27 protein-coding genes and 1 tRNA gene are annotated in these 25,650 nt (G+C 71.5%); 11 read left to right on the top strand and 17 right to left on the bottom strand.

Annotated elements, in window-relative coordinates; all coding sequences use genetic code 11:
• Positions 1-44: 44 nt before the first annotated feature.
• From G3N18_RS08205 to G3N18_RS08220, 4 genes are read right to left on the bottom strand one after another with little or no spacing between them, the layout of a single operon-like run.
• Positions 45-779, bottom strand: coding sequence for an ABC transporter permease (locus tag G3N18_RS08205; protein ID WP_196383810.1), 735 nt, complete (start codon positions 777-779; stop codon positions 45-47).
• Positions 776-1,495 carry an ATP-binding cassette domain-containing protein gene (locus tag G3N18_RS08210; RefSeq protein WP_196383811.1) on the bottom strand — a complete coding sequence of 240 codons (720 nt, stop codon included), beginning with the start codon at positions 1,493-1,495 and terminating at the stop codon, positions 776-778. The genes G3N18_RS08205 and G3N18_RS08210 overlap by 4 nt, the downstream gene beginning before the upstream one ends.
• A complete protein-coding gene (locus G3N18_RS08215) occupies positions 1,492-1,785 on the bottom strand; it encodes a DUF4287 domain-containing protein (RefSeq protein ID WP_196383812.1) in 294 nt (97 codons plus the stop codon). Before G3N18_RS08215 ends, G3N18_RS08210 begins: the two co-directional genes overlap by 4 nt.
• A 19-nt stretch (positions 1,786-1,804) precedes the next feature.
• A complete protein-coding gene (locus G3N18_RS08220) occupies positions 1,805-2,878 on the bottom strand; it encodes a DUF2804 domain-containing protein (RefSeq protein WP_196383813.1) in 1,074 nt (357 codons plus the stop codon).
• A 904-nt stretch (positions 2,879-3,782) separates the two neighbouring features.
• Between G3N18_RS08220 and G3N18_RS08225 the strand changes: the two genes are divergently transcribed.
• The gene (locus G3N18_RS08225; RefSeq protein WP_196383814.1) at positions 3,783-4,079 is read left to right on the top strand and encodes a PDDEXK family nuclease; all 297 of its coding nucleotides are present in this window, start codon (positions 3,783-3,785) and stop codon (positions 4,077-4,079) included.
• 130 nt (positions 4,080-4,209) lie between these two features.
• Here the strand turns inward: G3N18_RS08225 and G3N18_RS08230 are convergent, their stop codons facing one another.
• On the bottom strand, positions 4,210-5,748 hold the full coding sequence (locus G3N18_RS08230) for an L-serine ammonia-lyase, iron-sulfur-dependent, subunit alpha (protein WP_196383815.1): 1,539 nt from the start codon (positions 5,746-5,748) through the stop codon (positions 4,210-4,212).
• Between the two features lie 95 nt (positions 5,749-5,843).
• Here G3N18_RS08230 and G3N18_RS08235 point away from each other — a divergent pair, with 95 nt between their 5' ends.
• Positions 5,844-7,733: an alpha-amylase family protein gene (locus G3N18_RS08235; RefSeq protein ID WP_196383816.1), complete on the top strand. Its 1,890-nt coding sequence runs from the start codon at positions 5,844-5,846 to the stop codon at positions 7,731-7,733.
• Here G3N18_RS08235 and G3N18_RS08240 read toward each other — a convergent pair.
• Entirely contained in the window at positions 7,720-8,298 is a 579-nt protein-coding gene (locus tag G3N18_RS08240) for a MarR family winged helix-turn-helix transcriptional regulator (protein WP_196383817.1), read from the bottom strand. The genes G3N18_RS08235 and G3N18_RS08240 overlap by 14 nt on opposite strands.
• 94 nt (positions 8,299-8,392) lie before the next feature.
• Here G3N18_RS08240 and G3N18_RS08245 point away from each other — a divergent pair, with 94 nt between their 5' ends.
• Together G3N18_RS08245 and G3N18_RS08250 are read left to right on the top strand one after the other, a co-directional pair.
• On the top strand, positions 8,393-8,968 hold the full coding sequence (locus G3N18_RS08245; protein WP_196383818.1) for an NADPH-dependent F420 reductase: 576 nt from the start codon (positions 8,393-8,395) through the stop codon (positions 8,966-8,968).
• A 130-nt stretch (positions 8,969-9,098) separates the two neighbouring features.
• The gene (locus G3N18_RS08250; RefSeq protein WP_196383819.1) at positions 9,099-10,535 is read left to right on the top strand and encodes an FAD-dependent oxidoreductase; all 1,437 of its coding nucleotides are present in this window, start codon (positions 9,099-9,101) and stop codon (positions 10,533-10,535) included.
• Between the two features lie 17 nt (positions 10,536-10,552).
• On the opposite strand, the gene G3N18_RS08255 is transcribed toward G3N18_RS08250, so the two are convergent.
• From G3N18_RS08255 to G3N18_RS08265, 3 genes are all read right to left on the bottom strand, one after another.
• Positions 10,553-10,945: a hypothetical protein gene (locus G3N18_RS08255; RefSeq protein ID WP_196383820.1), complete on the bottom strand. Its 393-nt coding sequence runs from the start codon at positions 10,943-10,945 to the stop codon at positions 10,553-10,555.
• A gap of 243 nt (positions 10,946-11,188) precedes the next feature.
• Positions 11,189-12,331 carry a Gfo/Idh/MocA family oxidoreductase gene (locus G3N18_RS08260; protein WP_196383821.1) on the bottom strand — a complete coding sequence of 381 codons (1,143 nt, stop codon included), beginning with the start codon at positions 12,329-12,331 and terminating at the stop codon, positions 11,189-11,191.
• Entirely contained in the window at positions 12,328-13,155 is an 828-nt protein-coding gene (locus G3N18_RS08265; RefSeq protein ID WP_196383822.1) for a sugar phosphate isomerase/epimerase family protein, read from the bottom strand. The genes G3N18_RS08260 and G3N18_RS08265 overlap by 4 nt, the downstream gene beginning before the upstream one ends.
• A 170-nt stretch (positions 13,156-13,325) precedes the next feature.
• On the opposite strand from G3N18_RS08265, the gene G3N18_RS08270 reads away from it, so the two are divergent.
• The 3 genes from G3N18_RS08270 to G3N18_RS08280 all read left to right on the top strand — a co-directional run bounded on the left by G3N18_RS08270 (position 13,326) and on the right by G3N18_RS08280 (position 15,694).
• Entirely contained in the window at positions 13,326-14,177 is an 852-nt protein-coding gene (locus G3N18_RS08270; RefSeq protein ID WP_196383823.1) for a PhzF family phenazine biosynthesis protein, read from the top strand.
• A 105-nt stretch (positions 14,178-14,282) separates the two neighbouring features.
• Entirely contained in the window at positions 14,283-14,963 is a 681-nt protein-coding gene (locus tag G3N18_RS08275; protein WP_196383824.1) for a hypothetical protein, read from the top strand.
• A 53-nt stretch (positions 14,964-15,016) separates the two neighbouring features.
• The gene (locus G3N18_RS08280; protein ID WP_196383825.1) at positions 15,017-15,694 is read left to right on the top strand and encodes a hypothetical protein; all 678 of its coding nucleotides are present in this window, start codon (positions 15,017-15,019) and stop codon (positions 15,692-15,694) included.
• An 85-nt stretch (positions 15,695-15,779) separates the two neighbouring features.
• Here G3N18_RS08280 and G3N18_RS08285 read toward each other — a convergent pair.
• From G3N18_RS08285 to G3N18_RS08295, 3 genes are all read right to left on the bottom strand, one after another.
• A tRNA-Arg gene (locus tag G3N18_RS08285) sits at positions 15,780-15,852 on the bottom strand.
• Positions 15,853-15,921: 69 nt separating this feature from the next.
• Positions 15,922-16,587 carry an asparagine synthase gene (locus G3N18_RS08290; RefSeq protein ID WP_196383826.1) on the bottom strand — a complete coding sequence of 222 codons (666 nt, stop codon included), beginning with the start codon at positions 16,585-16,587 and terminating at the stop codon, positions 15,922-15,924.
• A 77-nt stretch (positions 16,588-16,664) separates the two neighbouring features.
• Entirely contained in the window at positions 16,665-17,051 is a 387-nt protein-coding gene (locus G3N18_RS08295) for a DUF5684 domain-containing protein (RefSeq protein ID WP_196383827.1), read from the bottom strand.
• A gap of 119 nt (positions 17,052-17,170) precedes the next feature.
• On the opposite strand from G3N18_RS08295, the gene G3N18_RS08300 reads away from it, so the two are divergent.
• From G3N18_RS08300 to G3N18_RS08310, 3 genes are all read left to right on the top strand, one after another.
• Positions 17,171-17,773 (top strand): DUF4956 domain-containing protein, encoded by a 603-nt coding sequence (locus tag G3N18_RS08300; protein WP_196383828.1) that lies wholly within the window; start codon positions 17,171-17,173, stop codon positions 17,771-17,773.
• A complete protein-coding gene (locus G3N18_RS08305) occupies positions 17,770-18,681 on the top strand; it encodes a polyphosphate polymerase domain-containing protein (RefSeq protein WP_196383829.1) in 912 nt (303 codons plus the stop codon). Before G3N18_RS08300 ends, G3N18_RS08305 begins: the two co-directional genes overlap by 4 nt.
• Positions 18,682-18,795: 114 nt before the next feature.
• Positions 18,796-18,999 carry a hypothetical protein gene (locus G3N18_RS08310; protein WP_196383830.1) on the top strand — a complete coding sequence of 68 codons (204 nt, stop codon included), beginning with the start codon at positions 18,796-18,798 and terminating at the stop codon, positions 18,997-18,999.
• Between the two features lie 128 nt (positions 19,000-19,127).
• Here the strand turns inward: G3N18_RS08310 and G3N18_RS08315 are convergent, their stop codons facing one another.
• From G3N18_RS08315 to G3N18_RS08325, 3 genes are read right to left on the bottom strand one after another with little or no spacing between them, the layout of a single operon-like run.
• The gene (locus tag G3N18_RS08315) at positions 19,128-20,078 is read right to left on the bottom strand and encodes an aldose 1-epimerase family protein (protein WP_230404032.1); all 951 of its coding nucleotides are present in this window, start codon (positions 20,076-20,078) and stop codon (positions 19,128-19,130) included.
• Between the two features lie 53 nt (positions 20,079-20,131).
• A complete protein-coding gene (locus tag G3N18_RS08320; RefSeq protein ID WP_196383832.1) occupies positions 20,132-21,160 on the bottom strand; it encodes a zinc-binding dehydrogenase in 1,029 nt (342 codons plus the stop codon).
• Between the two features lie 29 nt (positions 21,161-21,189).
• Complete coding sequence (locus tag G3N18_RS08325) at positions 21,190-22,029, bottom strand: sulfurtransferase (RefSeq protein WP_196383833.1); 840 nt, start codon at positions 22,027-22,029, stop codon at positions 21,190-21,192.
• A 110-nt stretch (positions 22,030-22,139) separates the two neighbouring features.
• On the opposite strand from G3N18_RS08325, the gene G3N18_RS08330 reads away from it, so the two are divergent.
• Positions 22,140-23,783: an MFS transporter gene (locus G3N18_RS08330; protein WP_196383834.1), complete on the top strand. Its 1,644-nt coding sequence runs from the start codon at positions 22,140-22,142 to the stop codon at positions 23,781-23,783.
• Between the two features lie 16 nt (positions 23,784-23,799).
• Here the strand turns inward: G3N18_RS08330 and G3N18_RS08335 are convergent, their stop codons facing one another.
• Both G3N18_RS08335 and G3N18_RS16465 read right to left on the bottom strand, forming a co-directional pair.
• Positions 23,800-24,405 (bottom strand): PadR family transcriptional regulator, encoded by a 606-nt coding sequence (locus G3N18_RS08335; protein WP_196383835.1) that lies wholly within the window; start codon positions 24,403-24,405, stop codon positions 23,800-23,802.
• Between the two features lie 110 nt (positions 24,406-24,515).
• Positions 24,516-25,589: an FUSC family protein gene (locus G3N18_RS16465; RefSeq protein ID WP_196383836.1), complete on the bottom strand. Its 1,074-nt coding sequence runs from the start codon at positions 25,587-25,589 to the stop codon at positions 24,516-24,518.
• Positions 25,590-25,650 lie beyond the last annotated feature (61 nt).

The raw sequence follows: 25,650 nt of genomic DNA on the forward strand, positions 1-25,650 counted from the left end.
CGGTCGGGACGCTCGGGACGTGCGGCGATCAGGGCGTGCGGCGATCAGGGCGTGCGGCGGTGCAGCGTGAGCGATGCGAGCACGAGCGCGCCGACGGCGAACGCCGCGACGATCAGCAGCGGACCCCAGAGGGTCCATCCGTCGTCGCCCGCGGTCACCGCGGTGACGGCGTCGATCGCGTAGCTCAGCGGCAGCCAATCGCTGACCGCCTGCAGCGCGCCCGGCATCTGGTCGCGCGGCATGAACAGCCCGCCGAGGATGATCTGCGGGAAGACCAGGAGGGGCATGAACTGCACCGCCTGGAACTCGGTGCGTGCGAACGCGCTCGCGAGCAGCCCGAGCGCCGTGCCGAGGAGTGCGTCGAGCACGGCCACGAGGCCCAGTTGCCACACCGGCCCCGCGACGTCGAGACCGCACACGAGCACGGCGAAAGCCACCGTGATGACCGCCTGCAGCACGGCCATGAGTCCGAACGCGAGCGCGTATCCGCCGATGAAGTCGCCCTTGCCGAGGGGCGTGGTCATGAGCCGTTCGAGCGTGCCGCTCCGGCGTTCGCGGAGTGTCGTGATCGAGGTCACGAGGAACATCACCACGAAGGGGAACAGCGCCAGGATCGGCCCGCCGACGCGGTCGAAGACGCCGGCCTGCTCGCTGAAGAGCCACGCGAACAGCCCGACCAGCAGGCTCGGCGCTACCAACATGAGGGCGATCGAGCGGGGGTCGTGGCCGAGCTGACGCAGCACCCGCCCGGCCGTCGCCAGGGTGCGACCGGCGTTCATGCGCCGCCGTCCCGTCGGATGAGTTCGAGGAACGCTGCATCGGGATCGGCGGTGCCGGTGCTCGAGAGCAGCCCCGCAGGCGTCGTGTCGGCGATCAGTCGCCCGGCGCGCAGCAGCAACAGGCGATCGCACCGCAGCGCCTCGTCCATCACGTGGCTCGAGACGATGAGCGTCGCCCCCGCGTCGGCCACCGCGCGGAAGAGATCCCACAGTTCTGCGCGCAACAGGGGGTCGAGCCCCACGGTCGGCTCATCGAGCACGAGCAGTTCGGGGCTGCCGAGCATCGCCAGGGCGAGCGACACCCGGTTCTGCTGCCCGCCCGAGAGCGAGGCGACCAGCCGGTCGGCCTGCGCGGTGAGACCCACCTGCACGATCACTCGATCGACGTCGCCGCCGGGAGCGCCGAGCAGGCGCGCGACGTAGCGCAGGTTCTGCCGCACGGTGAGGTCGGCGTACACCGACGATCCCTGCGTGCCGTAGGCGACGCGGCGGCGCAGCGATGCGCTGCCGGCCGGTTCACCGAGCACCGTCACGGTGCCCGACGCGGTCTGCTGCACGCCGACGATCGCGCGCAGCAGCGTGGTCTTTCCGCACCCCGACGGCCCGAGCAGGCCCGTGATGGTGCCGCGCGCGATGTCGACGTCGAACCCGGCGAACACGTCGGCGCCGCCGCGGCGCACGCGCAGGCCGCGTACCTCGACGGCGCGCGCGTTCACGCTCGTGCCGGGTCGGATGCCTTGCCGTCGAGCCACAGCGTGGCAGACGCGTCGCTGTGACTCGTGCCGGTGCCGACGTGCTTCGCGTCGATCTGCGGGCCCTTCGTGATGACGTGCACGAGCGCCATCGCGTGCCCGCGGCCGAGCCCGTAGTCGTCGGCGAGCCACGCGATGATCTCGCCCGCTTTGGTTCCCGGCCCGTAACCGCGCTCGGCGGCAGCCGTGATGAACTCGCGCGGGGTCAGCCCCGTCTTGTCTTCGACGTTGTCGAGATACGCCTGGAACGACATGCGCTCAGCGTAGGCCCGGTCACCAGCGGTTGTGCACGTCTTCGGCGAATCCGACGAGCTCCGCGAAGCCGACCTCGTGGCGCACCTGGTCGGCGCCCGTCCACGCGAACGTGCCCGACCACTCGCCGAAGCACTGGTCGGTGCGCGACGCGAACACGCCGAGGTCGGTCTTGGATCGTTTGTCGTAGAAGGGCGTGAACTTGGCATCCAACCCACCGCCGGTCACCCGCCACGGCCGCAGCGGCGCGGCGAGGTCGTAGCGCCACTCGACCGGCGTCGAGATCTTGTGCAGCACCCCGGCGACGACCACGCCGTTCTCGGTCGAGCCGGTTCCGTCGGTCCAGCGGCCGCCGACCTGCAGGCCGATGCCGCGGCCGTCGGCGAGGGTGCCCGACGCGGCGCCCCAGTTCCAGGCGACGTCGTAGGGCCAGCGCCCGCGGCCGTGGTCGAGCACGGCCCACGATCCGCTCGGTACGTCGTGCCGCACCCCGTCGGTCGTGAGGGTGCCCGTCGCCGGCAGCGCGACGTCTTTCACCGTGTACTGGAACCGGCGCGCCGACCACGGCACGACGACGGCCAGGCAGTCGTGCTGCGGCGGGCGGGTCACGGTGATGTCGAACGAGGCACCCGGGATCGCCGCGTGCAGACGCCACACCTCGCCGTCGCCGGCGGGGGTGACCGTGATCGCGAGGTCTTTCGCGTGCGCGATGGCGATGCCGCCGCCGAGCGAGCCGGGCAGCACCACGTCACGCGCGGGGACGACCGTCGCCCCGTGCCCCCACGTGCGCTCGGTGGCGCGCTCGAAGATCCACACCTCGTGCACCGCCGCATAGTCGAGCGACGAGATCGTCAGGGCCATGATGTGCGTGGGGGTGATGACGTTCCAGTACTCCCAGCGCTTGTTGCGCCCCCAGCCGCGGCGCCCGGCGATGCCCGAGGTGTCGACGAGCGGCGAGCGCACGAAGCCGACCGCCGCCGGGTTCAGCCTCCCGTTCGGCAGTGTCAGCGAGACGGGCGCAGTCAGCTCGCGCTCGCGCGCTGCGGGCGCGGGCGGCGGTTCTGCGGGCGCGACGGACGGGTCGGGGGCGGTCATCGGCATCCTTGCTGACGGCTCGGTTCGGGTGACCCGAGTCTAGCGATCTGTCGACCACGCGGGTTTTGTCGGCGCGTGTGGTTGTCACCGCGCCGCGAAAGCGCAACACGCGCCGACGAAACCGGGCAACGCAGCCTCCTCCCCAGGTGCGCAGAGCAAGGAGGTGTCCACAGATAGGGGGTAGGAGGCTCTGAGGGCGCCGCGGAGCGAGCACAGTGACGGGATGCCTCGAACGGCCTCGCCCGCTCCCCGCTCACCTGGGCACGGCCTTCACGTGCGCCGATGCGATGGCCGACGGCGTCACCTCGGGCCGCTTGCGCGGCCGTGACCTGGAGCGCCCGTTCCGCGGCGCGCGGCTACTACCCACCGGAGCCCTTCTCGACGACGGGCCGCTCGCAATCGATCGGCGAAAGCGCGACCGGGTGCGCCTGCGCGCGGCGGCGGCCCGAGGCATCCTCACCCCTCATTCTGCTCTTGCGGGGCTCACCGCGGCGGCCATATGGGGCGCGCCGCTGCCTGACGAGTTCGACCCCGACGATGATCTGTGCCTCATCACCCCGCACCCGCATCGCGCCCCGCGAGGGCGCGGCGTGCGCGGTCGCGAAGTGCGAAGCCACCTGTTCTCCACCGAGGAGCGCGACGGCCTGCGTGGGACCAGCCCCGCCTCGACGTGGGCGCTTCTCCGCGGCGAGCTGTCGTCGCGATGGCTGACCATCATCGGCGATCATCTGGTGCGCATCCCCGCTCAGACCGCGGCGCGGCTCAGCCGCACCTTCAGCTCGCCAGCCCGCAGCTGCTCGAGCGCGCCTTGCGGGAGCCCGGACGACGGCACCGAGCGGGGCTCGAAGCGGCGTTCGCCGGCATCCGCGTCGGGAGCGCATCGCGTCTCGAGACCGAATACAGGTTGGATGCCGCGGCCGCAGGCTTGCCCGAGCTCGAACTCGACGTCGAGATCCGCAATGCGTTGGGGCGCCTGCTCGGCATCGCCGACGGCGTGTACGCACGCTTTGGAATCATCGTCGATATCGAGGGCGACCATCATCGCACGAGCCGCGCGCAGTGGAATCGCGATATCGACCGGTTCGCCGCGTTCGCCGCGCAGGGGTGGGAGGTGATCCGCCTCACGGGTGCGCGGGTGCGCGGAGGAACGGCGGTAGCCGTCGTCGCGAGGGCCCTGCGCCGACACGGCTGGCCCGGATGAGCGCGGATGCCTGTCTGCCTGGCATTCTGTCGGCGCAAGCGGTCGCTACGCCGGGCGGTGAGAGCATCGAGCGCCGACATCTCGGCGCACGGCGCCATGATCAGGCACGGGCGACGCCACCGCCCCACCCTCAGCACTCGATGACGTTGACGGCGAGGCCGCCTTCGCTCGTCTCTTTGTACTTGTGCGACATGTCGATGCCGGTCTGGCGCATCGTCTCGACCACGGCGTCGAGCGAGACGTAGTGCTCGCCGTCGCCGCGCAGGGCCAGGCGCGCGGCGGTCACGGCGGTCGAGGCCGCGATCGCGTTCCGCTCGATGCACGGGATCTGCACGAGCCCGCCCACGGGGTCGCACGTGAGGCCGAGGTGGTGTTCCATCGCGATCTCGGCGGCGTTCTCGATCTGGCGGTTCGTGCCGCCCATCACGGCGGTCAGGCCCGCGGCGGCCATCGCGCACGCCGACCCGACCTCGGCTTGGCATCCGCCCTCGGCGCCCGAGATCGAGGCGTTCGCCTTGAAGAGCGAGCCGAGCGCGGTCGCGGTGAGCAGAAAGCGACGGATGCCACGGCGCCGGTTCGCATCGGCGACATCCGCCGTCACGGCTTCGGGGCCCAGCGCCGCCGCCCCGGCAGCGTCGGGCGGGCTCGGGTGCAGCCCGAGGAGCGCCGACCCGACGAGCTCACCGTAGGGCGTGACCGCGTTCTCGGCGCCGAGGCCCGAGTCGGCGAGAAAGCGCCACCAGTACATCGCGACGGCGGGCAGGATGCCGGCCGCACCATTCGTGGGCGCCGTGACGACACGCCCGCCGGCCGCGTTCTCTTCGTTGACGGCGAGCGCGAACGCGCCGAGCCATTCGCCGGGCAGCTCGCGCCCGCCGCCCGCCTCGGCCTGTTCGAGCTGCTCGCGGATGAGCCCGGCCCGCCGCTTGACCTTGAGCATGCCGGGGAGCACGCCGCCGGCGTGCAGCCCCGCGTCGACGCACGCCGACATGGCATCCCAGATCGCATCGAGCCCCGCGGCGATCTCGTCTTCACCGCGCAGCGCCTCTTCGTTCCGCCGCGCGACTTCGGCGATCGTCAGCCCGTGTTCGTCGCACAGCTCGATGAGTTCGGCGGCGTTCGAGAAGCGGAAGGGAAAGGCATCCACGGCGCGCGGACGGGCATCGGATGCCACGGCGTCGCTCTCGCGGCGGATGAAGCCCCCGCCGATCGAGTAATACGTCTCTTCGAAAAGCACCCCGCCCGCCGGGTCGTGCGCGCGAAGCGTCATCGCGTTCGGGTGGCCGGGCAGGCGCGTGCGCGGGGCGAACTCGATGTCGGCCCGGGCGAACGGCACGGGTACCGCGCCGTCGACGAGGAGCGTGTCGCCGTCGGTCCAGTCGGTCCAGGCGCGGCGCACGATCGCGGGATCGACCGTTTCGGGGTCGTGCCCCTGCAGCCCGGCGACGACGGCGTCGGGCGTGCCGTGGCCGATACCCGTGGCGCCGAGCGAGCCGTAAAGCACGCACGTGATGCGAGCCACCGGGCCGAGAGCGCCGCCCGAGGTCGTCTCGAGGGCGATGGCGCGGCGCGCGAAATCGCGGGCCGCCCGCAGCGGACCGACCGTGTGGGAGCTCGAGGGGCCTACTCCGATGGAGAACAGCTCGAACGCCGAGACGTACGCACTCACCCCCTGAGCCTACGCCGCGGCGAGCGCCTGGTGCCCGTTTGCAGAGCCCGGCCCTAGGCTGAGACACAGGCCAGCGACAGGCGGAAGGAGCCCTCATGACCGCACTGACCTCGCTCGAGATCGACCGCGTCGCGGCGCTCGATGCCGCCAAGGCTGCGGGGCGCGTCGACGATGCATTCCTCGCCCGATTCGACGTCCAGTTCCCCCGACTGCACGGCTTCTTCGCCGAGCTCTACGGCGCGCGCCCCGATGGGCAGCAGCAGCTCGCCGAGACGGTGGCCGCGGCATCCACCGCATGGAACACGCGGCCCCTCGAGCTGAAGGTGCGCGACGCGCAGCGCGAGGCGGAGCCCGGCTGGTTCGAGTCGGAGCGGATGCTGGGCGGCGTCTGCTACGTCGACCGGTATGCGGGCAACCTCGAAGGCATCCGCGAGCAGATCCCGTACTTCCGCGAGCTGGGGCTCACCTACCTGCACCTCATGCCGCTGTTCGACGCGCCCGAGGGCGACAACGACGGCGGCTACGCGGTGTCGAGCTATCGCCGCGTGAACCCGAGCCTCGGCACGATGGCGCAGCTGACCGAACTCGCGGCCGACCTGCGTACGGCGGGCATCTCGCTCGTTCTCGACTTCATCTTCAACCACACGAGCAACGAGCACGAGTGGGCGCAGAAGGCGGTCGCGGGCGAAGACGGGTTCGAGGATTTCTACCTGATCTTCCCCGATCGCGAGATGCCGGATGCCTACGAGCTGACCACGCGCGAGATCTTTCCCGACGACCACCCGGGCTCGTTCGTGCAGCTCGAGGACGGCCGCTGGATCTGGTCGACGTTCTACCACTACCAATGGGACCTCAACTACGCGAACCCCGCGGTGTTCCGTGCGATGGCCGGGGAGATGCTGTTCCTCGCGAACCAGGGCGTCGAAGTGCTGCGGATGGACGCGGTCGCGTTCATCTGGAAGAGGCTCGGCACCTCGTGCGAGTCGCTGCCCGAGGCGCACCTGCTTCTTCGGGCGTTCAACGCGGTGCTCGCCCTCGCCGCCCCCGGCATGGTGTTCAAGTCGGAGGCCATCGTGCACCCCGACGAGGTCGTGACCTACATCTCGCCCGGCGAGTGCCAGCTGTCGTACAACCCGCTGCAGATGGCGCTCACCTGGGAGGCCCTCGCGACGCGCGACGGGCGCCTGCTGCAAGACGCCCTGGAGCACCGCCACGCCCTGCCCGAAGGCACGGCGTGGGTGAATTACGTGCGTTCGCACGACGACGTCGGGTGGACCTTCGCCGATGAGGATGCCGGGGCGCTCGGCATCGACGCATTCGGGCACCGGCAGTTCTTGAACCGCTTCTACACGGGGCGTCACGACGGCTCGTTCGCGCGCGGGGTGGCCTTTCAAGAGAACCCCGCCACCGGTGACGCGCGCGTCACCGGCACGACGGCCTCGCTCGCCGGCATCGAGGCGGGCGACCCGGCCGGCGAAGACCGTGTCGTGCTGGCGCACGCCCTGGCGCTGTCGACGGGTGGCATCCCGCTCCTCTACCTCGGCGACGAGGTCGCACAGCTCAACGACTATTCGTACACCGACGACCCGCTGCGCCGGGGCGACAGCCGATGGGTGCACCGCGGCAACCGGCCGCGCGACCGCTACGCGCTGCGCGACGACGTGACGACGCCCTCGGGGCGGGTGTTCCGGCGGCTGACGAAGCTCGTCTCGGTGCGTCAGCAGTCGCCCGAGTTCGCCGGCAACGCGCTGATCGGGTTCCGCACGCCGCATCCGTCCGTCGTCGGGTACCAGCGGCCGGGGGCGGATGCCACGGTGCTGGTGCTGGCGAACGTCGGCGACGCCGAGGTGCAGATCGACCAGCTCACCCTCTCGGGCTTCGAGCGCGAGGCATTCGACCTCGTGCACGACAGCGACATCGATCTGGCCGACGGGATTGTGCTGCGCCCGCACGGTTTCGTGTGGCTGCGGGTCACTCCGCTGTAGGGACGGGAGCCGGGACGGGGGCCGCTGCGGGGGACTCGACAACGTCCGGCGTTGCGGTCGCGCTGGCGGCGAGCCTTCCCGTGCGCGGGCGGCTGGCGGCCATGCGGCCGTCGGGGTCGATGCGCGCGAGCACGGCGGCGGCGATCTCGCGCAGCTGCTCGCGCTGACGGTCATCGAGCGCGTCGAGCACGAGGCCGCGCACGGTCGCGACGTGACCCGGTGTCGCCTGCAGCACGACGCGGCGCCCCTCGGGCGTGATGACGACGTCGACGCCGCGGGCGTCGGCGGCGTTCGGTTCGCGCGCGACGAGCCCGCGCCGTTCGAGGCGGCTGACGACGTGCGAGAGGCGCGGCATGGTCGCGTTCGTCATCGACGCGAGCTGCTTCATCTGCAGGCGGTGGCCGGGGGCGTTCGTGAGCACCGACAGGGCGAAGTAGTCGAAGTGGGTGAGGTCGGCGTCGCGCAGCAGCTGTGCGTCGAGCTCGCGCGGTAGCAGTTCGAGGAGGGCTGCGACCGGGATCCAGGTGTCCAGCTCGTCGTCGGTGTAGAACCGGGTGGCATCCATTCGACCAGTCTAGGAATAGTTGTCGCAACAAACAGGTTGTGCTCCGATAGTTGCAGGTACAAACATCCTGCTCTCCTCTTCGAAAGGACGGGTCATGACCACCATCACCATCTTCGGAAACGGCACCATGGGCCAGGCGATCGCCGGTGTGCTCGCGCGTGGCGGCGCCGACATCCAGCACATCGGCAGCGCCGATACCTCGACGCAGATCGCCGGCGACATCGTCGCGCTCGCCGTGCCCTACCCGGCGCTCGCGGTCATCGCCGACACCTACGGCGACCAGCTCGCCGGCAAGACGGTGGTCGACATCACCAACCCGCTCGACTTCGCCACCTTCGACGCCCTCGTCGTGCCGGTCGGCAGCTCGGCGGCGGCAGAGCTGCAGGCGCGCCTGCCCGAGGCGCGCGTGCTGAAGGCGTTCAACACGAACTTCGCCGCGACCCTGGCATCCGGCACCGTCGGCGGCGCACCGACCACCGTGCTCGTCGCCGGTGACGACGCCGACGCCAAGGCCGCCCTCGTCGCGGCGGTGCAGGCCGGTGGGCTGAAGGCGGTGGATGCCGGGTCGCTGGCCCGCGCGCACGAGCTCGAGGCGCTCGGCTTCTTGCAGCTCACCCTCGCGGTGGGCGAGAAGATCGGCTGGACGGGCGGGTTCGCACTCGCGGACTGACCTCTCTCATGCGGTGTCGGGGCCGCGCGGGTGCATCTCCCTTGCACGCGCGCGGCCCCGCCGTATTGAATGAGCGCGAGGGTGGCCGCGCCGGCCCCCTGAACCGGCGACCCGGATGGACGTGAGCTGCGTGGGAACCACCGTCTTCGAGCGGCTTGCGCCCGCGGCATCCGTCGTCGATCACAGCCTCGCCGGCACCCGCACGGGCGTCTTCTGGACCCACGACCTGCCGGCGTCACTGAAGCCCGACCGGCCGCCGCTGCGCGGAGTCGTGCGAGCCGATCTGGTCGTCGTCGGCGGGGGCTACACCGGGCTGTGGACGGCGCTGCTGGCGAAGCTGCGCGACCCGGGCCGGCGCGTGGTCATCGTCGAGGCGCAGCGCGTGGGCTGGGCGGCATCGGGGCGCAACGGCGGGTTCTGCGAGGCGAGCCTGACACACGGGCGCGAGAACGGTGCGCGCCGGTGGCCGCGCGAGATCGACGAGCTCGACCGGCTGGGGCTCGCGAACCTCGACGAGATCGAAGCGGCCGTGTCGTCCCTGGGTCTCGACGTGCAGTTCGAGCGCACCGGCCAGCTGGCGCCCGCGGTCGAGGACCATCAGCTCGAATGGCTCGCCGACTGGCGCGACGAGGCGGCGAACGATCCCGGCGTGGTGTGGCTCGATGAGCTGTCGATGCGTGCGGCGGTGAACTCGCCGACGTACCTCGCCGGAGTGTGGGAGAAGCACACGAGTGCGCTCGTGCACCCCGCCCGGCTCGCCGCGGAGCTCGCCCGCGCGTGCGAAGAGCGCGGGGTGCAGATCTTCGAGCGCTCGCACGTCACGTCGCTCGACGAGGGAGTGCACGGGGTGAGGGTCGTGACGCCGGGCGGCTGGGTCGAGGCGCGGCAGGCGGTGCTGGCGACGAACGTCTTCCCGTCGCTGCTGCGACGCAACCGGCTCATGACGGTGCCGGTCTACGACTATGTCCTGATGACCGAGCCGCTGAGCGACGCGCAGTGGGCTGAGATCGGGTGGCGCGACCGGCAGGGCATCGGCGACCTGGCGAACCAGTTCCACTACTACCGACCGACGCGCGACGGGCGGATTCTGTTCGGCGGGTACGACGCCGTCTACCACTACGGGCGCCGCGTCGATCCGCGCTACGAGAACCGGCCCGAGGCGTGGCGGCGGCTCGCGAGCCACTTCTTCACGACGTTCCCGCAACTCGAAGGGCTGCGGTTCTCGCACCAGTGGGCGGGGGCGATCGACACGTCGACGCAGTTCACGGCGTTCTTCGGCACCGCTCGCGGCGGCCGGGTGGCGTATGCGGCGGGGTTCACGGGGCTCGGCGTCGGGTCGACGCGCTTCGCGGGCAACGTGATGCTCGACCTGCTCGACCGTGCCGACACCGAGCGGACGAACCTCGAGATGGTGCGACGCCGTCCGCTGCCGTTCCCGCCGGAGCCCGCCGCCGCGATCGGCATCAACCTGACGCGGCGGTCGCTCGACCGCGCCGACCACCGCGAGGGCCGGCGGGATCTGCTGCTGAAGACGCTGGATGCCGCGGGGTTGGGCTTCGACTCGTAGCCCCCGGGCGGGCGCTCTCAGCGCGCGGTGACCTCGACCTCGAACGACACGGACTGGCCGGTCGAGCTGTTGGTCAGCGTCACGTCGGAGTCGCCCTCTTCGAGCGCTTTCAGGCCCGGGTTGAACGTGGCGGTGCCGTCGGTGCGACCGGCCACGAACGAGACCACGTCGGGGTCGTCGATGTCGGCGGTCCAGTCGGCGAAGGTCTCGTCGTCGCCGGTCAGGTTGACGGCGTTCCCGACCTGCACCGTCACCGTCGTGCCGCCGACCTCCGACAGCGCGACCGACACCGGCGCGATGACGGCGTCGGACGAGTCCGATGAGCCGGTGCCGGCGCACGCGCTCAGCGCACCAGCGAGCAGCACCCCCGCGGCGAGCGCGGCGAGGCGTCTGATGTTCCTGGCATCCATCTGGCGTTCCCTTCGTCGACGTGCGTCACCTGGACCCTAGCCGTACCCGCGATAACGCCGCGCCGGCCCGCCGCCGAGGCGGAGCCTGTCTCCGCCGGGCACGGGCATGAGCGGGGGGGCGACAGCAGGGAAAACCATGCTCTCCACGCCTCGCCGAGGGCCACGACAGCGATTTTCCCTGCCGACGCCCCCACACAAGCGACTCGAGCCCCGCCGAGGCCTCAGCCCCGGCGGGGACGCAGGTCAGAGCGTCTCGGCGAAGGGGTCGAAGCCGTCCGGCAGCAGCGGGACGGGCGCCACGGTCGACTCGATCGTGCGGGTCTGGCCGTCGGCGGCCGATTCCTGCGCCGAGAGCATGACGTCGAGCACGTGGTAGCCGAGCTCGCCGGTCGCGATGTGCGGGCGGCCCTCGGAGATCGCGCGGGCCATGTCGAGCACGCCGATGCCGCGGCCGGTCACCGGTCCGACCGGCTCGATCTCGATCCACTGCTGTCCGTCGCGGTCGGCGTCGCTGATCGAGCCCAGCGGCTTCACGTACGCGATGCGGCCGGTGAACATGTTCGGGTCGGGCAGCACGATCGTGCCCTCCGAGCCGTGGATCTCGACGACGCCTGCACGCTCGAGCGCCGAATCGAAGCTCAGCAGGTGCGTGCCGTGCTGGCCGCCGGCGAACGACGTCAGAACCTGCACGGTCGAGGGCACCTCGACGGGGAACGTCTCGCCGGCACGCGGGCCCGAGCGGATCGTGCGCTCGAGCTGCGGCCGCGACCCGCGCGCCGTCACGGCGTCGATCGGCCCGAGCAGGCTGACGAGCGCCGAGAAGTAGTACGGGCCCATGTCAAGCAGCGGCCCGGCGCCGTTCGCGAAAAGGAACGCGGGTTCGGGATGCCAGGCATCCGGCCCCTGCGTCTGGAAGATCGTCTGCACGAACAGCGGCGTGCCGATCACGCCGTCTTGGATGGCGCGCTTGGCGGTCTGGAACCCCGGGCCGAGGAGCGTGTCGGGCGCCGACCCGATGCGCACACCCGCGGCCTCGGCCGCCGCGAGCAGCTCGCGCGTCGACTCGCGGTCGAGGCCGATGGGCTTCTCGGTCCACACGTGCTTTCCCGCAGCGACCGCGGCGCGCGAGACCTCGACGTGCACGGCCGGGATGGTGAGGTTCACGACGAGGTCGACGTCGGGGTTCGCGAGCACGTCGTCGGCGGTGCCCCACGACGGGATGCCGAACTCTTCGGCCTTGGCCTGGGCGCGCTCGGGCATCAGGTCGCCGACCGCGACGACGGCGACGTCGGGGAACGAGGTCAGGTTCTCGAGGTAGGTCTGGCTGATGACGCCGGTGCCGATGATGCCGACGCCGAGCGGACCGCCCTTGGCCGAGGCGCTCACGCGACGAACCCGCCGTCCTTGAGGAACGCCAGCGACGCGGCCACGTCGGCGAACACGTCTCCGGGCGCGTTGTCGTACTCGACGACGGCGTAGCGGATCGCGCTGCCTGCGCGCAGCGCGTCGGCCAGCGCGACGTCGCCGTCGCCGGGGCGGCGCTGGTCGAGCTCGCCCGATCCGCCGAGCGCAGCGGCCTCGGGTGCCCACGGGTTCACCGCCGGCACGATGCCGTCTTTCACGTGCACGGCGGTCAGGCGGTCGCCCAGGCGCGCGACGAGTGCGGGAACGTCCTGCCCGCCGGTGAGCGCCCAGAAGAGGTCGAGCTCGAGCTGCACGCGCGGGTCGGTCAGCTCGACGAACCGCTCGTACGCCGAGACGCCGCCGAACGTCGCGATGAACTCCTGCGCGTGGTTGTGGTAGCCGACCGACAGGCCGAACCCGGCCGCGACGTCGACGAGGGCGTTGAGGCGGTCGGCGATGCCGGCGACGCCCTCTTCGGTGAGCCAGCGCTCGGGTGCGACGAAGGGGTCGATGACGGTCTGCATGCCGAGCTGCACGGCCGCGTCGAAGACCACCTCGGGTGCGGGGGTGGGGATCGAGCCGTCCGGCGTCCACAGCTCGTCGGTGAGCAGGGGCGCGTGGCCGGTGGGAGAAGCGAGACCCGAGGCATCCAGCGCGGCGCGGATCTCGGCGGGGCGACCGACGAAGTCGAACGCCTCGACCTTGCGGTAGCCGATCGCCGCGAGCTTGTCGAGCGAGCCCTGCGGGTCGGCCGCGAACGCGTCGCGCAGAGTGTAGAGCTGAACGGATGCCTCGGGCAGAGTCATGGGTGTTCCTTCGGTACGTCGTCGTAGACCGCCGCGTCGTGGGGCGGTGAGACGACGCTATCGCAAGAAACCTCCGAGTGGAAGTTTCGGCGGGCACCTCGCGACCCGGCATACCAGCGGTCGCGAAGTGGACTGCTCTCACGCCGCTTGAGCCACCATACGCTGAGGGCATGACAGCGCCCGACATCCTCCGCTACGCCGCCTTCACCACCCAGCCCGGCGGCGGAAACCCGGCCGGCGTCGTGCTCGACGCGGCGACGCTGACCGATGCCGAGATGCAGCAGATCGCGATCGACGTCGACGATGCCGAGACGGCCTTCGTCACGGGCGCGACGGGCGATGGCGCCGTCGCCGTGCGGTACTTCTCCCCCGTCGCCGAGATGCCTTTCTGCGGGCATGCGACCGTCGCGACGGCCATCGCTCTCGCCGAGCGCGGACTCGTCGCCGCAGACGAGGCCATCCGCTTCTCGACCGCCGCGGGCGAGGTGTCGATCGACGTGAGTTCTGACGACACCGGCATCCGTGCCACCTTCACGAGCATCGACCCCGTCGTGAGCGAGCTGCCCCCGGCCGACACGGCGGCGATCCTCGAGCTTCTCGGCCTCGACCTCGACGCGCTCGATCCCGACCTTCCCCCGCGCCTGTCGCACGCGGGCAACCCGCACCCGGTCGTCGCGCTCGCAGACCGCGCCGCCTTCGACGGGTTCGGGTTCGACCCCGCCGCGGCACGCACGCTGCTCGATGCACGCGGCTGGCCCGCGACGATCACGATCATTCACCGCACGGGCCCCGATCGCTTCGCCGCCCGCAACATCTTTCCGGTCGGGCGCATCACCGAAGACCCCGCGACGGGATCGGCGGCCGCGTCGACAGGCGCGTACCTGCGCGAGCTGGGCGCCGTCGAGGCGCCTGGGCGCATCGTGATCGACCAGGGCGGGCACGTCGGCCGGCCCGGAACACTGATCGTCGACATCCCCGCCGCCGGCGGCATCGTCGTGTCGGGGTACGCCGTCCGGCTCTGAGCGGGCAGCGGCCAGGGCACATGAGGGTGGGCCGGCGATTCGAACAGCCTGCCCCGGCGTGATACGGTTGTGTCAGAATGGTTCCAAGTTTGGAGGTATTCTGCAATGTCTGATTTGACGGCGACGGAACTCGCCAGTCGGCTCGGCGTCTCGCGGCGCCACGCGGTAGACCTCCTCGCCGACGGCGCCATCACCGGGCGCAAGCTCTCGTCGGGCGCATGGTTGGCAGATGCGGACTCCGTCCTCCGCTACGAAGCCTCCGCTCGCCGCGGCGGCGGCCGAACGCTCGATGCCGATACCGCGTGGGGTCTGTTGTGGGAGCTCAGCGGCCTCGATGCCGCTTGGCTGACCCGCAGCACCCTTTCGCGAACACGCGGGCGACTGCGCGTGTGGACTGCCGAAGAGCTCGCGCGCGCCGTCTCAGGGCGCACTCGCGCACACCGCTATCGAGCCGCCAACGCATCGAAGGCCGGGCAGGAGCTCATCGCGACCGGCCGTGCCGCCGCCGGCCAGCTGCGGATCGGACTCATGAACGACACGCGCCAGGTCTGCGGCTACGTCCGTCACGGCGACGTCGGCGAATACGCCCGTCAGCACTTCATGGCAGCCTCGACCAGCGGTCAGGATGTCCTCTACGAAAACACTCTGCCCGTCACCTACGACGGCGAGGCGATGCCGGCCGCAGTCATCGCCGCGGACCTCGCTATCAGTACCGATACCCGGGAACGCAGCGGCGGGCTACGGGCTCTCGACGAGCTGAGGAACACCTGGCTGGCCGCGAACTGACGGTTGACATGCGGGATGACGATCTTCTCCCCGCGTGGCAAACGGTTATCGACGTGGCCTCCACCGGGATCGCGGGAGACCTCACACTCGTGGGCGGCCTCATGGTCGCAACCCACGGCAGGAGGGCAGGCGTCATGATGCGTCGGTCGACCGACGATATGGACGCTCTGGTCGACTACTGGGCCGATCGCAGCTCTCTGACCGCGGCCCGGGTCACCCTCGCGCGTATCGGGCTCGACCTCGTCGAAAGCGAACAGCACGCCTACCGATTCATGCACAGCGACGGCCGCAAGGTAGACATCATGGTGGCCGACCACCTGCCCTCGCGCATGCGACCCAGGCTCGCTCAACGCGCCGCGTTCGCCGCGCCCGCCGGCGAGCAGGCCATCCGCCGCCGCGACGTGTACACGCTGATCTTCAACGGCGGCGCCCGTGTCGTCCTCGGCGTGCCCGACGAGCTCGGCGCACTGGTCGTCAAAGGAGCGGCATACCTCGTGGACCACCGCGATCGCGGCCGCCACCTCGACGACGCTGCCGTCCTCCTCGCCTGCGTCGCAGATCCTTCCGAACTCGCGTACGAAACGATGAGCGCCAACGACCGGCGCAGGCTCCGCGCGATCCTCGAACAGCTAGGCGATGACCGACACTCAAGCTGGGCGAACCTCGACCAGGCAGACCGAGAACGCGGGCTCGTGAACGCTTCGCTGATCGAAAGCGGGATCGCGGGCTGACCGGGCGCATCGGCGCGCAGCGCTGCCCGGAAACCACGAAAGCCCCCGGCGAACCGGGGGCTTTCGTCACTGTCTCAACACAGTGTGCGCCCGAAGGGACTCGAACCCCTAACCTTCTGATCCGTAGTCAGATGCTCTATCCATTGAGCTACGGGCGCATGCCTTCACCTGCGCGAGGGCCGTGGATCAGCTTAGCGCACGCCTGCAGATAGTTCGAATCGAGGCGCTCATTCCCACTCGCCCGGGTCGACCTCGCCGGGCGCGAGGGCGCCGTCGCTCTCGATGTCGGGCAGCTGCCCCGCCTCGCGCAGGCGCCGCTGCGTCTTGACGGTTCGCCGGTGCGCGCGCAGCTTCGGCAGGTCGACGAGGCGCAGCGCCTGCATCCGCGCCGCGCGCATGCGCTCGTAATCCGGTTCGAGATCGGGGCGGGATGCCTCGATGCGGAGCGTCCGGTCGATGTTGCCGGCGACCTCGGCCCAGACTGCATCACGGGCATCCGCGATGAGCTTGTGCAGTTCTGCGTCGTCAGCCGCGCGTGCGCGCAGTTCGGTGGCGACGTGCAGCGACTGCTTCTCGCGGCGCCGCAGGTTTCGCACATCGCGGCTGCGATAGTCGTGCGTGCCGTCGGAATCGGAGTGGCGCGTGCGCGCGCGCTTGCGTTCGCGCTCGGTGCGCGCCGCGTCGGCCTCGGCTTCGGCGGCGAGCGTCTCGAGCGCCGCGCGCGCCTCGGGAATGTACCGCTCGGCGTCGAAATCCTCGCCGTCGGCGAGAATGTGCACGAGGATCGTGTTCTTGAGGCTCAGCCGGGTCGCCGCCGAGGCGATGTACAGACCCTCGGCCACGACATCGCGCGTGCGCGTGCGCTTCTTCTTCCCCGTCCACTCTCCGGCCACGACACCCCCTCATGTCGATCCTAAGAGGCGTGTCGATCCTGCGAGGCCGCCTCGCACCGAGGCGACGGCGGGCGCGCTCAGACCGGGCGGGTATAGCGATCCGAGCTCAGGCCGATGATGAAGTACCCCACCGGCGCGATGAGCCACAGCAGCAGGAACGAGAAGAACGCCCCGTGCCCGAAGCCGCGCCCGATGCGCACGGCGACGATGATCGTGAACACGACGTTCACGATCGGAATGAGCGCCAACAGCCCCCACCACGCCGAGAATCCGGCGATCTTCACCTGGATGAACCAGTTGACGATGGGGATGAAGGCGAGGATGCCGAGGTAGCCGGCCTTGCTGAAGACGCGCCACATCGCCACGGCGAGCAGCACGTAATACGTGAGCGCGAGCACCGCACCCACCCCACCGCCGAAGTACTGCGTGAACTGGTCGTACGAAGGATCCGGGGCGAGTCTCATGGCCACACAGTAGAGCACCCGCGACCCGCACACTCGTAACTGCGCCCGATGCGGATCATAGGAATCGCATAGAGCCACGTCGTGAGATGGGAATCCGGACCAACACCCCAGGAGTTCTCATGATCCCGCTCGCCGCCGTCGCTCTCGACCTCGTCGCCATCGCCGTGCTCGCCTTCGCCGTCTACTACCCCCGTCACCGCCGCCGCGACCTCGCGGTCGCCTTCGTGGGCGTGAACGTCGGCGTGCTCGCCGTGTCGATGGTGCTCACCGACACCGCGGTCGGCGCGGGCCTCGGGCTCGGGTTGTTCGGTGTGCTGTCGATCATCCGGCTGCGCTCGCGTGAGATCGAGCAGAGCGAGATGTCGTACTACCTCGCCGCCCTCGCGATCGGCCTCATCGCCGGCCTGTCGACGTCGGTCACGTGGCTGAGCGTCGGGCTCGTGACCCTCGTGGTCGGCGTGCTCGCGATCGTCGACAGCCCCGCCGTGCTGCGCCGTTCGCGCGAGCAGCAGTTCGTGCTGGAGCGCGCCTACCTCGACGAGACCGAGCTGCGCGCCGCCGTGGAGCACCTGCTCGGAACGCCCGTGCACCGCATCACGACGCGCAACATCGACCTCGTCGCCGACACCACCGTCGTCGACGTGCGCTACTCGGCCCCGCGCCCCGGCTCGGCTCCCGCCCGCCACCCCGAGACCCTTCAGACGCTGGGACTGGGACGATGAGCACCTACGACGCCGACCACGCCCTCGAGGCGCTGAGCCTGCTCGACACGGTCGACCTCGCGGGACTGAACGCCGAGGCCGAGCTGCAGACCCGCGTCGACCGCAAATACCTCGTGCCGCTGAGCGACCTCGCCGGCGTCATCGACGCCCTGCCCGCCGGCACGCGTGTGCTCGACCTCGGCGGCGAGCGCTCGCTGCGCTACGCGTCGCAGTACTTCGACACCCCCCGCCTCGACAGCTATTTCGGCGCCGTGCACGGTCGGCGCCGCCGCTTCAAGGTGCGGGCGCGCAGCTACCTCGACTCGGGCGGAGCCTTTCTCGAGGTCAAGACGCGCGGCGCCCGCTCCGCGACGGTCAAGGAGCGCGTGCCGGTCTCGCTCGACGCGACCGCCGACGCTCTCGACGACGACGCGGTGTCGTATGCGACCGAACTGCTGACCGACGCCGGCATTCCGGGCGCCGCGGGGCTCGCGACCGCGCTCGTGCCGGTGCTCGTCACCCGCTACCGCCGCACGACGTTGCTGCTGCCCGCCTCAGATGACAGCGGACCCTCCCGCGGCACGATCGACACCGAGCTCTTGTGGCTCACCGGCACCGGCGAGGGCGGGCGGATGCTGCGACTTCCGAACCGGGTGATCGTCGAGACCAAGTCGGGGCAGCGCGCCGGCGCCCTCGACCGCGAGCTGTGGCGCCGCGGGCATCGCCCCGCGACGGTGTCGAAGTACGGCACCGGCATGGCGGCCCTGCACCCCTCGCTCCCCTCGAACCGCTGGAACCGCGTGCTCGCGCGCCACTTCGCCCGGGCATCCATCAGCTCTGTCAGCGCGACGAAACCCACCGACCTCGACGCGGGCGCTGCGGCGCTCCGCCGACGCGAGGCACGGCGCGCTCTGGCGTCGGCGCGGTGAGGCACCGGCCGTGTTGCTAGCACGCCGCCCGCCCGCGCGACAAGCCCTTGCCGGGCCTCGCCGGGAGCTCGTAACGTCGAAGGTGAACCACTTCCCCGGCTGAGAGGAAACGACATGGGATTTCTGGACGATGCGAAAGACGCCGCTGAGACGGCCGGCCGCAAGATCAAAGAGGCCTACGAAGACACCGCCGACCGCATCGGCGACAAGGTCGACGAGGTGAAGGCCGACCACGAGGTCAAGAAGGCCGAGGCCGAGCGCGAATCGGTCGAGAAGAAGAACGAGGTCAAGGCGGAGCTCCGCGGCGACAACGAGTGACCGTCACCCCGGCCGTGCCGGGCTGATACCCCTCGGTGAGGTCTCACCGGGCGAATGTGAAGGGCCTTGGAGAGTGCTCCGGGGCCCTTTGCGCTGCCCCGGCGGCCGGGGCACCCGGGATCCCCGGCCTACAGCGCGGCGATCCGCCAGGATGCCTCCGCCACCTCGCCCGCGGCGAGCGAGATGAGACCGGTGGCGAAGCCGTAGCGGCTCGCGTTGAAGGCATCCGGCGCGCACGTCATCGGCTCGACCGCGAGGCCCGCACGGTGGAACGGCTGCGCCGGGCCGCCGGGCAGATCGGCGGTGTGCACCTGCACCCAGGGGCACGCGGCATCCCACGACATCAGCACGCCGGTGCCGCTCGGGTCGGTCAGTCGCACCGTCGCGACCCCGTCTGAGCCCCGGTCGAGGTCGGTGTACGCGTGGTCGATCTGTGCGGCGCCGAGCACCCGCGGCGCGCGCCAGTCGAAGCGGGCGGGGTCGTGCTCGGCCACGTCCTGCAGCGCGACGGGCGCGAGGCGATCGGGCGTCACCTCGAGCACGCGGGCGGCGGGCAACTCGAACGTCCACTCGTCGAGCGGGGCGGGGCCCGCCACGAGGTAGGGGTGCGGGCCGGTGCCGAACGGCGCGGCTTCCACGCCCACGTTCCGCGTGCGCACGGTCTGCGTCAGGCCGTCGGCGCCCAGGCGGAACGTCGTCTCGACGCGCAGATGCCACGGGTACGAGGTCTGCGGCACGATCTCGGCGGCGAGGGTGACGGATGCCTCGCCCTGCGCCACGACGGCGAAGTCGAGCCACCCGGCGAGCCCGTGCAGGGCGTGGCCGCGCTGCGGTTCGGTGAGGGCGAGTTCGAACTCTCGCCCGTCGAACGTGTAGCGCCCGTCGACGACGCGATTCGGCCAGGGCGCGAGGATCGCGCCGCGGAACCCGGGGCGCACCTCGTCGGCGTCGAACGGCACGACGAGGTCGCGCCCCTCGTGCCGCAGAGTGCGCAGCGACGCCCCGATGCTCGCGACGTCTGCCGTGTAGCCGCCGAAGCGGAGTGCGGACTGCGAGCCGGAGCGGGGCGTGGAGGTCATGGATTCATCCTCGCGCATGCCGCCACCCGCATGTTCCAGGGCGCGCGCCGGGTTCAGGGCCGCAGCATCACCTTGAGCGCCTCGCGGCGATCCATCAGCTCGTACCCGGTGGCCGCCTCGTCGAGCGGCAGCTCGACGTCGAAGACGCGCCCGGCAGGCACCGTGCCGTCGAGGATGCCGGGGAGCAGCCGGTCGATGTACGCGCGCACCGGCGCGACGCCGCCGGTGATCGTGACGTTCCGCGCGAACTGCGCGCGGCCGATCGGGCCGTCGGTGTACTGCGGCACGCCCACGCGGGCGATCCGTCCGCCGGCGCGGACGATGCCGAGCGCCTGCTCGAAGGCAGGAAGGTGACCGACGGCCTCGAGCACCACGTGGCATCCATCGCCCTGCGTCAGCTCGCGCACCGCGTCGATGCCCTCTTCTCCGCGCGCAGCGACGACGTCGGTCGCCCCGAACTCGCGCCCGAGGTCGGTGCGCGTCTCGTGCCGACCCATCAGGATGATGCGCTCGGCGCCCAGACCGCGCGCCGACAGCACGGCCAGCAGGCCCACTGCACCGTCGCCGATCACGGCGACCGTCGTTCCCGGACCGGCGCCGCCCGTGAGCGCGGCGTGGAAGCCCGTGCCGTAGACGTCGCTGAGGGTGAGAAGACCGGCGTAGTGCTCTTCGCCGGCGCTCACCGGATAGAGCGTGCCGTCGGCGAGCGGCGCGCGCAGCAGCTCGGCCTGCGCGCCCTCCGAGCCGAGGCGTGTACGGAGCCCCGCGACGCGGCACGAGGTCTGCAGCCCCTCGCGGCAGAAGTCGCAGACGCCGCACGAGAACACGAAGGGCACGATCACGAGGTCGCCCGGTTTCACGGTCGCGACGTCGGTGCCCACCTCTTCGACGATGCCGAGGTATTCGTGGCCCATCGAGGCGCCGTGCGGGTTCGGTTTCATCGAGTGGTAGGGATGCAGGTCGCTGCCGCACACGCACGTGCGCACGAGCCGCAGCAGGGCGTCGGTGGGCTCTTCGATGCGCGGATCGGGGGCGTCGATCACCCGGACGTCGCCGGGCGCGTACATGTAGGCAGCTCGCATGGTTCCAGTCTGCTCCTTCGCGCGGCGGGTCAGGGGCGGTCGCCGGTGGCGACGGGGCGGTCGGGGGTGTTCGACCATTGGCTCCACGATCCGGGGTAGAGCGCGGCGTCGTAGCCCGCGACGGCGAGCGCCAGAATCTCTTGCGCCGCGCTCACACCCGAGCCGCAATACACCCCGACGGGCCCGTCGCCGACGCCGAGCGCGGCGAAGCGGGCGCGCAGGTCGGCCGAGCTGCGCAGGCGGCCGTCGGGACCGATGTTCTCGGTCGTCGGCGCGCTCACCGCCCCCGGAATGTGCCCCGCGCGGGGGTCGATCGGCTCGGTCTCGCCGCGGTACCGCTCCCCCGCGCGGGCGTCGAGCAGCACACCGTCGGCGCCGGCGGCGAGCGCCGCGGCCTCGTCGATCGTCAGCTGCGGCAGCTGCCCCGGGTGCAGGGTCGCCGTGCCGGGCTCGGTCGTCTCGTCGCCCGAGGCGACGGGGAGTCCCGCGGCACGCCAGGCGGCCAGGCCGCCGTCGAGCACGCGCGCGTCGATCCCGGCGTCACGCAGCATCCACCAGGCGCGCGCCGGTCCGAACCCCATCGCATCGTCGTAGACGACCACGGTGTCGCCGTCGTCGATCCCCCAGCGACGAACGGATGCCTCGAACGCCGCCGCGCTCGGCAGCGGATGCCGTCCCTCGGCCGGCTCGCCGTGCGCGGCCAGATCTGCGTCGAGGTCGGCGAACAGCGCACCGGGGATATGCGCCTCGCGATATGCGTCGCCGCCGTGCGGCCCGCCGAGCCGCCACCGCACATCGAGCACGACGGGCGCCCGCCCGCTGCGCATCAGCTCATCGAGTTCGGCGGGGGTGGTCAGCAGCGCAGTCATGCCCCGACGCTACCGCCGAACGGTCGCGGGCGGAGCGCGCATCCGAGATCCGTTCAATGAGGTCTGACCTCAGGCTGTACATCTGTGCGTCGAAGGCGCATACTTTCAGTATGACTGAAGCTCTTGCCGCGACGCCCGCCTCCGCCGATGCGGCCGGCGCTCCCCCGCGCCGCGCCTGGATCGCCCTCGGCGTGCTCGCCGCGGGGCTCGGCATGATCGTGCTCGACGGCACGATCGTCGGCGTCGCCCTGCCCGACATCATCGGCGATCTGCACCTCGATCTGACCGAGGCGCAGTGGGTCTCGAGCCTCTACGCGGTGCTCCTCGCCGCCCTGCTGCTGTCGACCGGCAAGCTCGCCGACCGCTGGGGGCGAAAGCGGCTCTTCCTCCTCGGCGTCGCCGTGTTCGTCGCGGCGAGCGCCTGGGCGGCGAGCGCCGACTCGGGCGCCGCGCTCATCTCGGCGCGTGCCGCGCAGGCCGTGGGCGCCGCACTGATCATGCCCTCGACGCTCTCGACCGTGAACGCCACGTTCCGCGGACGCTACCGCGCCGCCGCGTTCGGCATCTGGGGGGCCGTGATCTCGGGCGCCGCCGCGATCGGCCCGCTCGTGGGCGGGGCGCTCACCCAGTACGCGTCCTGGCAGTGGGTGTTCTTGGTGAACCTGCCGCTCGGCGCCGCGATCTTCGCGCTCGGCGTGTGGGTCGTGCCCGAGACGCGCGGCTCGGGCTTTCGCCGCGGCGCCGACGTCGACGGCGCGCTGCTGTCGGCGATCGGCTTCGGCACGCTCGTCTTCGCGATCATCGAAGGGCCCGACCTCGGCTGGTGGACCCCGAAGGCGGACTTCTCGATCGGCGGCTGGGTGTGGCCGAAGACCGCCGCCGTCTCGATCGTGCCGGTGTGCCTCGCGGTCGCCGTGATCGCGCTCACCCTGTTCGTCGTGTGGGAACGCCACCGCGAGCGCGTGCAGCGCGATGCCCTGCTCGACCTGTCGCTGTTCCGCCTGCGCACCTTCTCGTGGGGAAACCTCACCGCGGCGACGGTCGCGGTCGGCGAGTTCGCGCTGATCTTCGTGCTGCCGTTGTACCTCACGGCATCCGTCGGACTGACGATCATGCAGACCGGTCTCGTGCTGGCCGCCATGGCGATCGGCGCGTTCGCGTCGGGCGCGGCGGCACGCCACCTCGCCGCGCGGTTCGGCGCCCCCGGCACCGTGATGATCGGCTTGGCTCTCGAGGTGGTGGGCGTGCTCGCCCTGACGCTCGTGGTCTCGGCGTCGGCCTCGGGGTGGCTGCTCGCCGTGCCGCTGGTCGTCTACGGCCTCGGGCTCGGCCTCGCGTCTGCCCAACTCACCGGCACGGTGCTGCGCGACGTGCCGGTCGCCGTCAGCGGACAGGGATCGGCGACCCAATCCACCGTGCGCCAGATCGGCTCGGCCCTCGGCACCGCGCTCGCCGGCGCCGCCCTGTCGGTCTCGCTCGCGCTGACTCTGCCGCGCGCGCTGGCCGACGGCGGGGTGAGCGAGCCGCTCGCGACCCAACTCGCCGAGACCACCCGCGTGTCGGCGGGCACGATCATCACCCAGCTGCGCGCGCAGGGGACGGCCAGCAGCCTCGGAGCACAGACGGATGCCGCGGTGCAGGCGCTCGCGTCGGGTTTCGCCGAGGCGACGCGCTGGTCGCTGCTGGTTGCGGCGCTCTTCCTCGTGCTGGGTCTCGTCGGTGCCGTGCGCCTGCGGAGCATCGACCGGCACTGAGCCGCTCCGCGCGGGGCTACGCCGGGGCGCCCGCGCCGACCTTCGCGGGGCGCCCGCGCTTGGGCTTGTCGCCCGATAGGGCGAGCGCCATCGCGTGACGCGGGCGCGCGGCGAGGCGCCCGGCAGCATGATCGATGAAGCGCACCTCGGCTTCGGCGGCGAAGACCATGGACTCGTTGACGAGCGACCAGGCGAGCGCTTCGGGGCCGTCGGGGTCGGCGCCGGGGTAGGCCGCGCGGCGCAGCTCGTGCAGGTGCGCGAGCGAGGCCACGCGCTGCGCATGGATGACGTCGGCGACATCGACCCCCGGCAGGGTCGCGGCGACGGCGAGCTTGATCGCCAGCTCGTCGCGCGTCCCGCCCGAGCGCGAGACGGGCGACGCGAGCCAGCCGGCCACCTCGGCCGACCCTGCGGCCGTGATGGCCCAGTAGACATGCCCCTCGGCATCCGGCTCGCCCTTTTCGACGAGTCCGTCACGCTCGAGACGCTCGAGGGTGTTGTAGATCTGGCCGACGTTCAGCGGCCACGTCGAACCCGTGCGGCGGTCGAACTCGGCGCGCAGCTGGTAGCCGTAGCACGGCCCCTGATCGAGGATCGCCAACAGGCTCTGGCGCACCGACATCGCTTCTCCGCTCCCGAATCCGGCGCACGGCCCGGAATCTGATTTTCGAGTATATGCATACCGGGTATGTCGAGCGGCGCCCGGGCGGCTCGCCGCCGGGTGACGCTCGCTCAGTCGAGCCGCAGGCGCACGGCGAGCGCGGCCGCCGTGCCGATGGCGGCGCCGACGAGAGTGTCGACGACCCGCTCGAAAGCGAGGGGCATCGAGGCGGCATCCCCGGTCGCGGCGCCGATGATGAGGAGAACGAGCGGGGTGATGAACACGAGCGCGAGCGCGTAATGCCGCACGACGACCAGTTCGATCGCGAACTGCAGCAGGCCGAGCACGACGCCGAGCGCCCAGACCGGCAGGGGCAGAAAGGCCAGCACGAGGTAGAGCGCCGCGCCGACCAAGGTGCCGGCGGTGCGATGGATGCCACGCGTCGCGGCGTCGCGGCGGCCGACCGGCATGCCCACCACGGCGAGGCCGCTGCAGACGATCCAGTACGACCGGTGGGGATCGACGATGACCGCCGCCGCGACGCCCACGACCGCGACGATCGCGGCGCGGGCGGTCAGCGTGCGCGCGACGGCGCCCCAGCGCCGCGGGAACAGTTCGCGCAGCGCCCGCGCCGGCTCGCGGCGGTAACGCGGCATGACGAGCGGCACCGCGACGAGCAGGCAGGCGAACACCGACGAGCCGGCGACGACCGCGAGGTAGACCCAGGGATCGACGGCGCGCACGCCGTCGCGCAACCCCGTCACCTGCGCCGACAGGCCGAAGACGAGCACGAAGAAGATCGGCCCGGGCGGGCCGAGCGACACCCAGCCGACGGCAGCGGCGGATGCCACGGTCAGCACGAGCACGCCGACGAGCACCACGGCCGAGCCGCCGCCCGCGGCGAGCACGCCCGCGGCCGCACACGCGAAAAGCGCCAGAGAGACGAGCGGGGCGAATCTCGCGCGCTCGCGCGGTCGCAGCCACCCGCCGTAGATGACGGTGAACGCGCCGGTCGCCGCCAGCAGCGCCAGCCGGTCGTAGCCGAGCGCCGCGAGCACCACGATCGGCACCGTCATCGCGAGCGCCGCCTGCAGCGCGAGCGGCCAGCGCTTTCCGCGCGCGGGGCCGAAAGTGCGAAGGCTCTGCGCGACGTGCCGGGCCTCGGCGCGCACCCGCTCGGGCAGGGTCGAGTTGTCGGCGCTCACCGCTCTATTCTCCCGCGCGGCTGTGGCGCGCTGGTCCGGTTTACAGCGCGGGCACCGGCCC

The organism is Microbacterium paulum, assembly GCF_015707995.1.
Taxonomy (GTDB): Bacteria; Actinomycetota; Actinomycetes; order Actinomycetales; family Microbacteriaceae; genus Microbacterium; species Microbacterium paulum.

Coding starts and splice junctions, on each gene's coding strand:
- G3N18_RS08205 (WP_196383810.1), bottom strand. CDS start 779: ATGAACGCCGGTCGCACCCTGGCGACGGCCGGGCGGGTGCTGCGTCAG.
- G3N18_RS08215 (WP_196383812.1), bottom strand. CDS start 1,785: ATGTCGTTCCAGGCGTATCTCGACAACGTCGAAGACAAGACGGGGCTG.
- G3N18_RS08220 (WP_196383813.1), bottom strand. CDS start 2,878: ATGACCGCCCCCGACCCGTCCGTCGCGCCCGCAGAACCGCCGCCCGCG.
- G3N18_RS08235 (WP_196383816.1), top strand. CDS start 5,844: ATGACCGCACTGACCTCGCTCGAGATCGACCGCGTCGCGGCGCTCGAT.
- G3N18_RS08240 (WP_196383817.1), bottom strand. CDS start 8,298: ATGGATGCCACCCGGTTCTACACCGACGACGAGCTGGACACCTGGATC.
- G3N18_RS08245 (WP_196383818.1), top strand. CDS start 8,393: ATGACCACCATCACCATCTTCGGAAACGGCACCATGGGCCAGGCGATC.
- G3N18_RS08255 (WP_196383820.1), bottom strand. CDS start 10,945: ATGGATGCCAGGAACATCAGACGCCTCGCCGCGCTCGCCGCGGGGGTG.
- G3N18_RS08265 (WP_196383822.1), bottom strand. CDS start 13,155: ATGACTCTGCCCGAGGCATCCGTTCAGCTCTACACTCTGCGCGACGCG.
- G3N18_RS08270 (WP_196383823.1), top strand. CDS start 13,326: ATGACAGCGCCCGACATCCTCCGCTACGCCGCCTTCACCACCCAGCCC.
- G3N18_RS08275 (WP_196383824.1), top strand. CDS start 14,283: ATGTCTGATTTGACGGCGACGGAACTCGCCAGTCGGCTCGGCGTCTCG.
- G3N18_RS08295 (WP_196383827.1), bottom strand. CDS start 17,051: ATGAGACTCGCCCCGGATCCTTCGTACGACCAGTTCACGCAGTACTTC.
- G3N18_RS08300 (WP_196383828.1), top strand. CDS start 17,171: ATGATCCCGCTCGCCGCCGTCGCTCTCGACCTCGTCGCCATCGCCGTG.
- G3N18_RS08305 (WP_196383829.1), top strand. CDS start 17,770: ATGAGCACCTACGACGCCGACCACGCCCTCGAGGCGCTGAGCCTGCTC.
- G3N18_RS08310 (WP_196383830.1), top strand. CDS start 18,796: ATGGGATTTCTGGACGATGCGAAAGACGCCGCTGAGACGGCCGGCCGC.
- G3N18_RS08315 (WP_230404032.1), bottom strand. CDS start 20,078: ATGACCTCCACGCCCCGCTCCGGCTCGCAGTCCGCACTCCGCTTCGGC.
- G3N18_RS08320 (WP_196383832.1), bottom strand. CDS start 21,160: ATGCGAGCTGCCTACATGTACGCGCCCGGCGACGTCCGGGTGATCGAC.
- G3N18_RS08325 (WP_196383833.1), bottom strand. CDS start 22,029: ATGACTGCGCTGCTGACCACCCCCGCCGAACTCGATGAGCTGATGCGC.
- G3N18_RS08330 (WP_196383834.1), top strand. CDS start 22,140: ATGACTGAAGCTCTTGCCGCGACGCCCGCCTCCGCCGATGCGGCCGGC.
- G3N18_RS08335 (WP_196383835.1), bottom strand. CDS start 24,405: ATGTCGGTGCGCCAGAGCCTGTTGGCGATCCTCGATCAGGGGCCGTGC.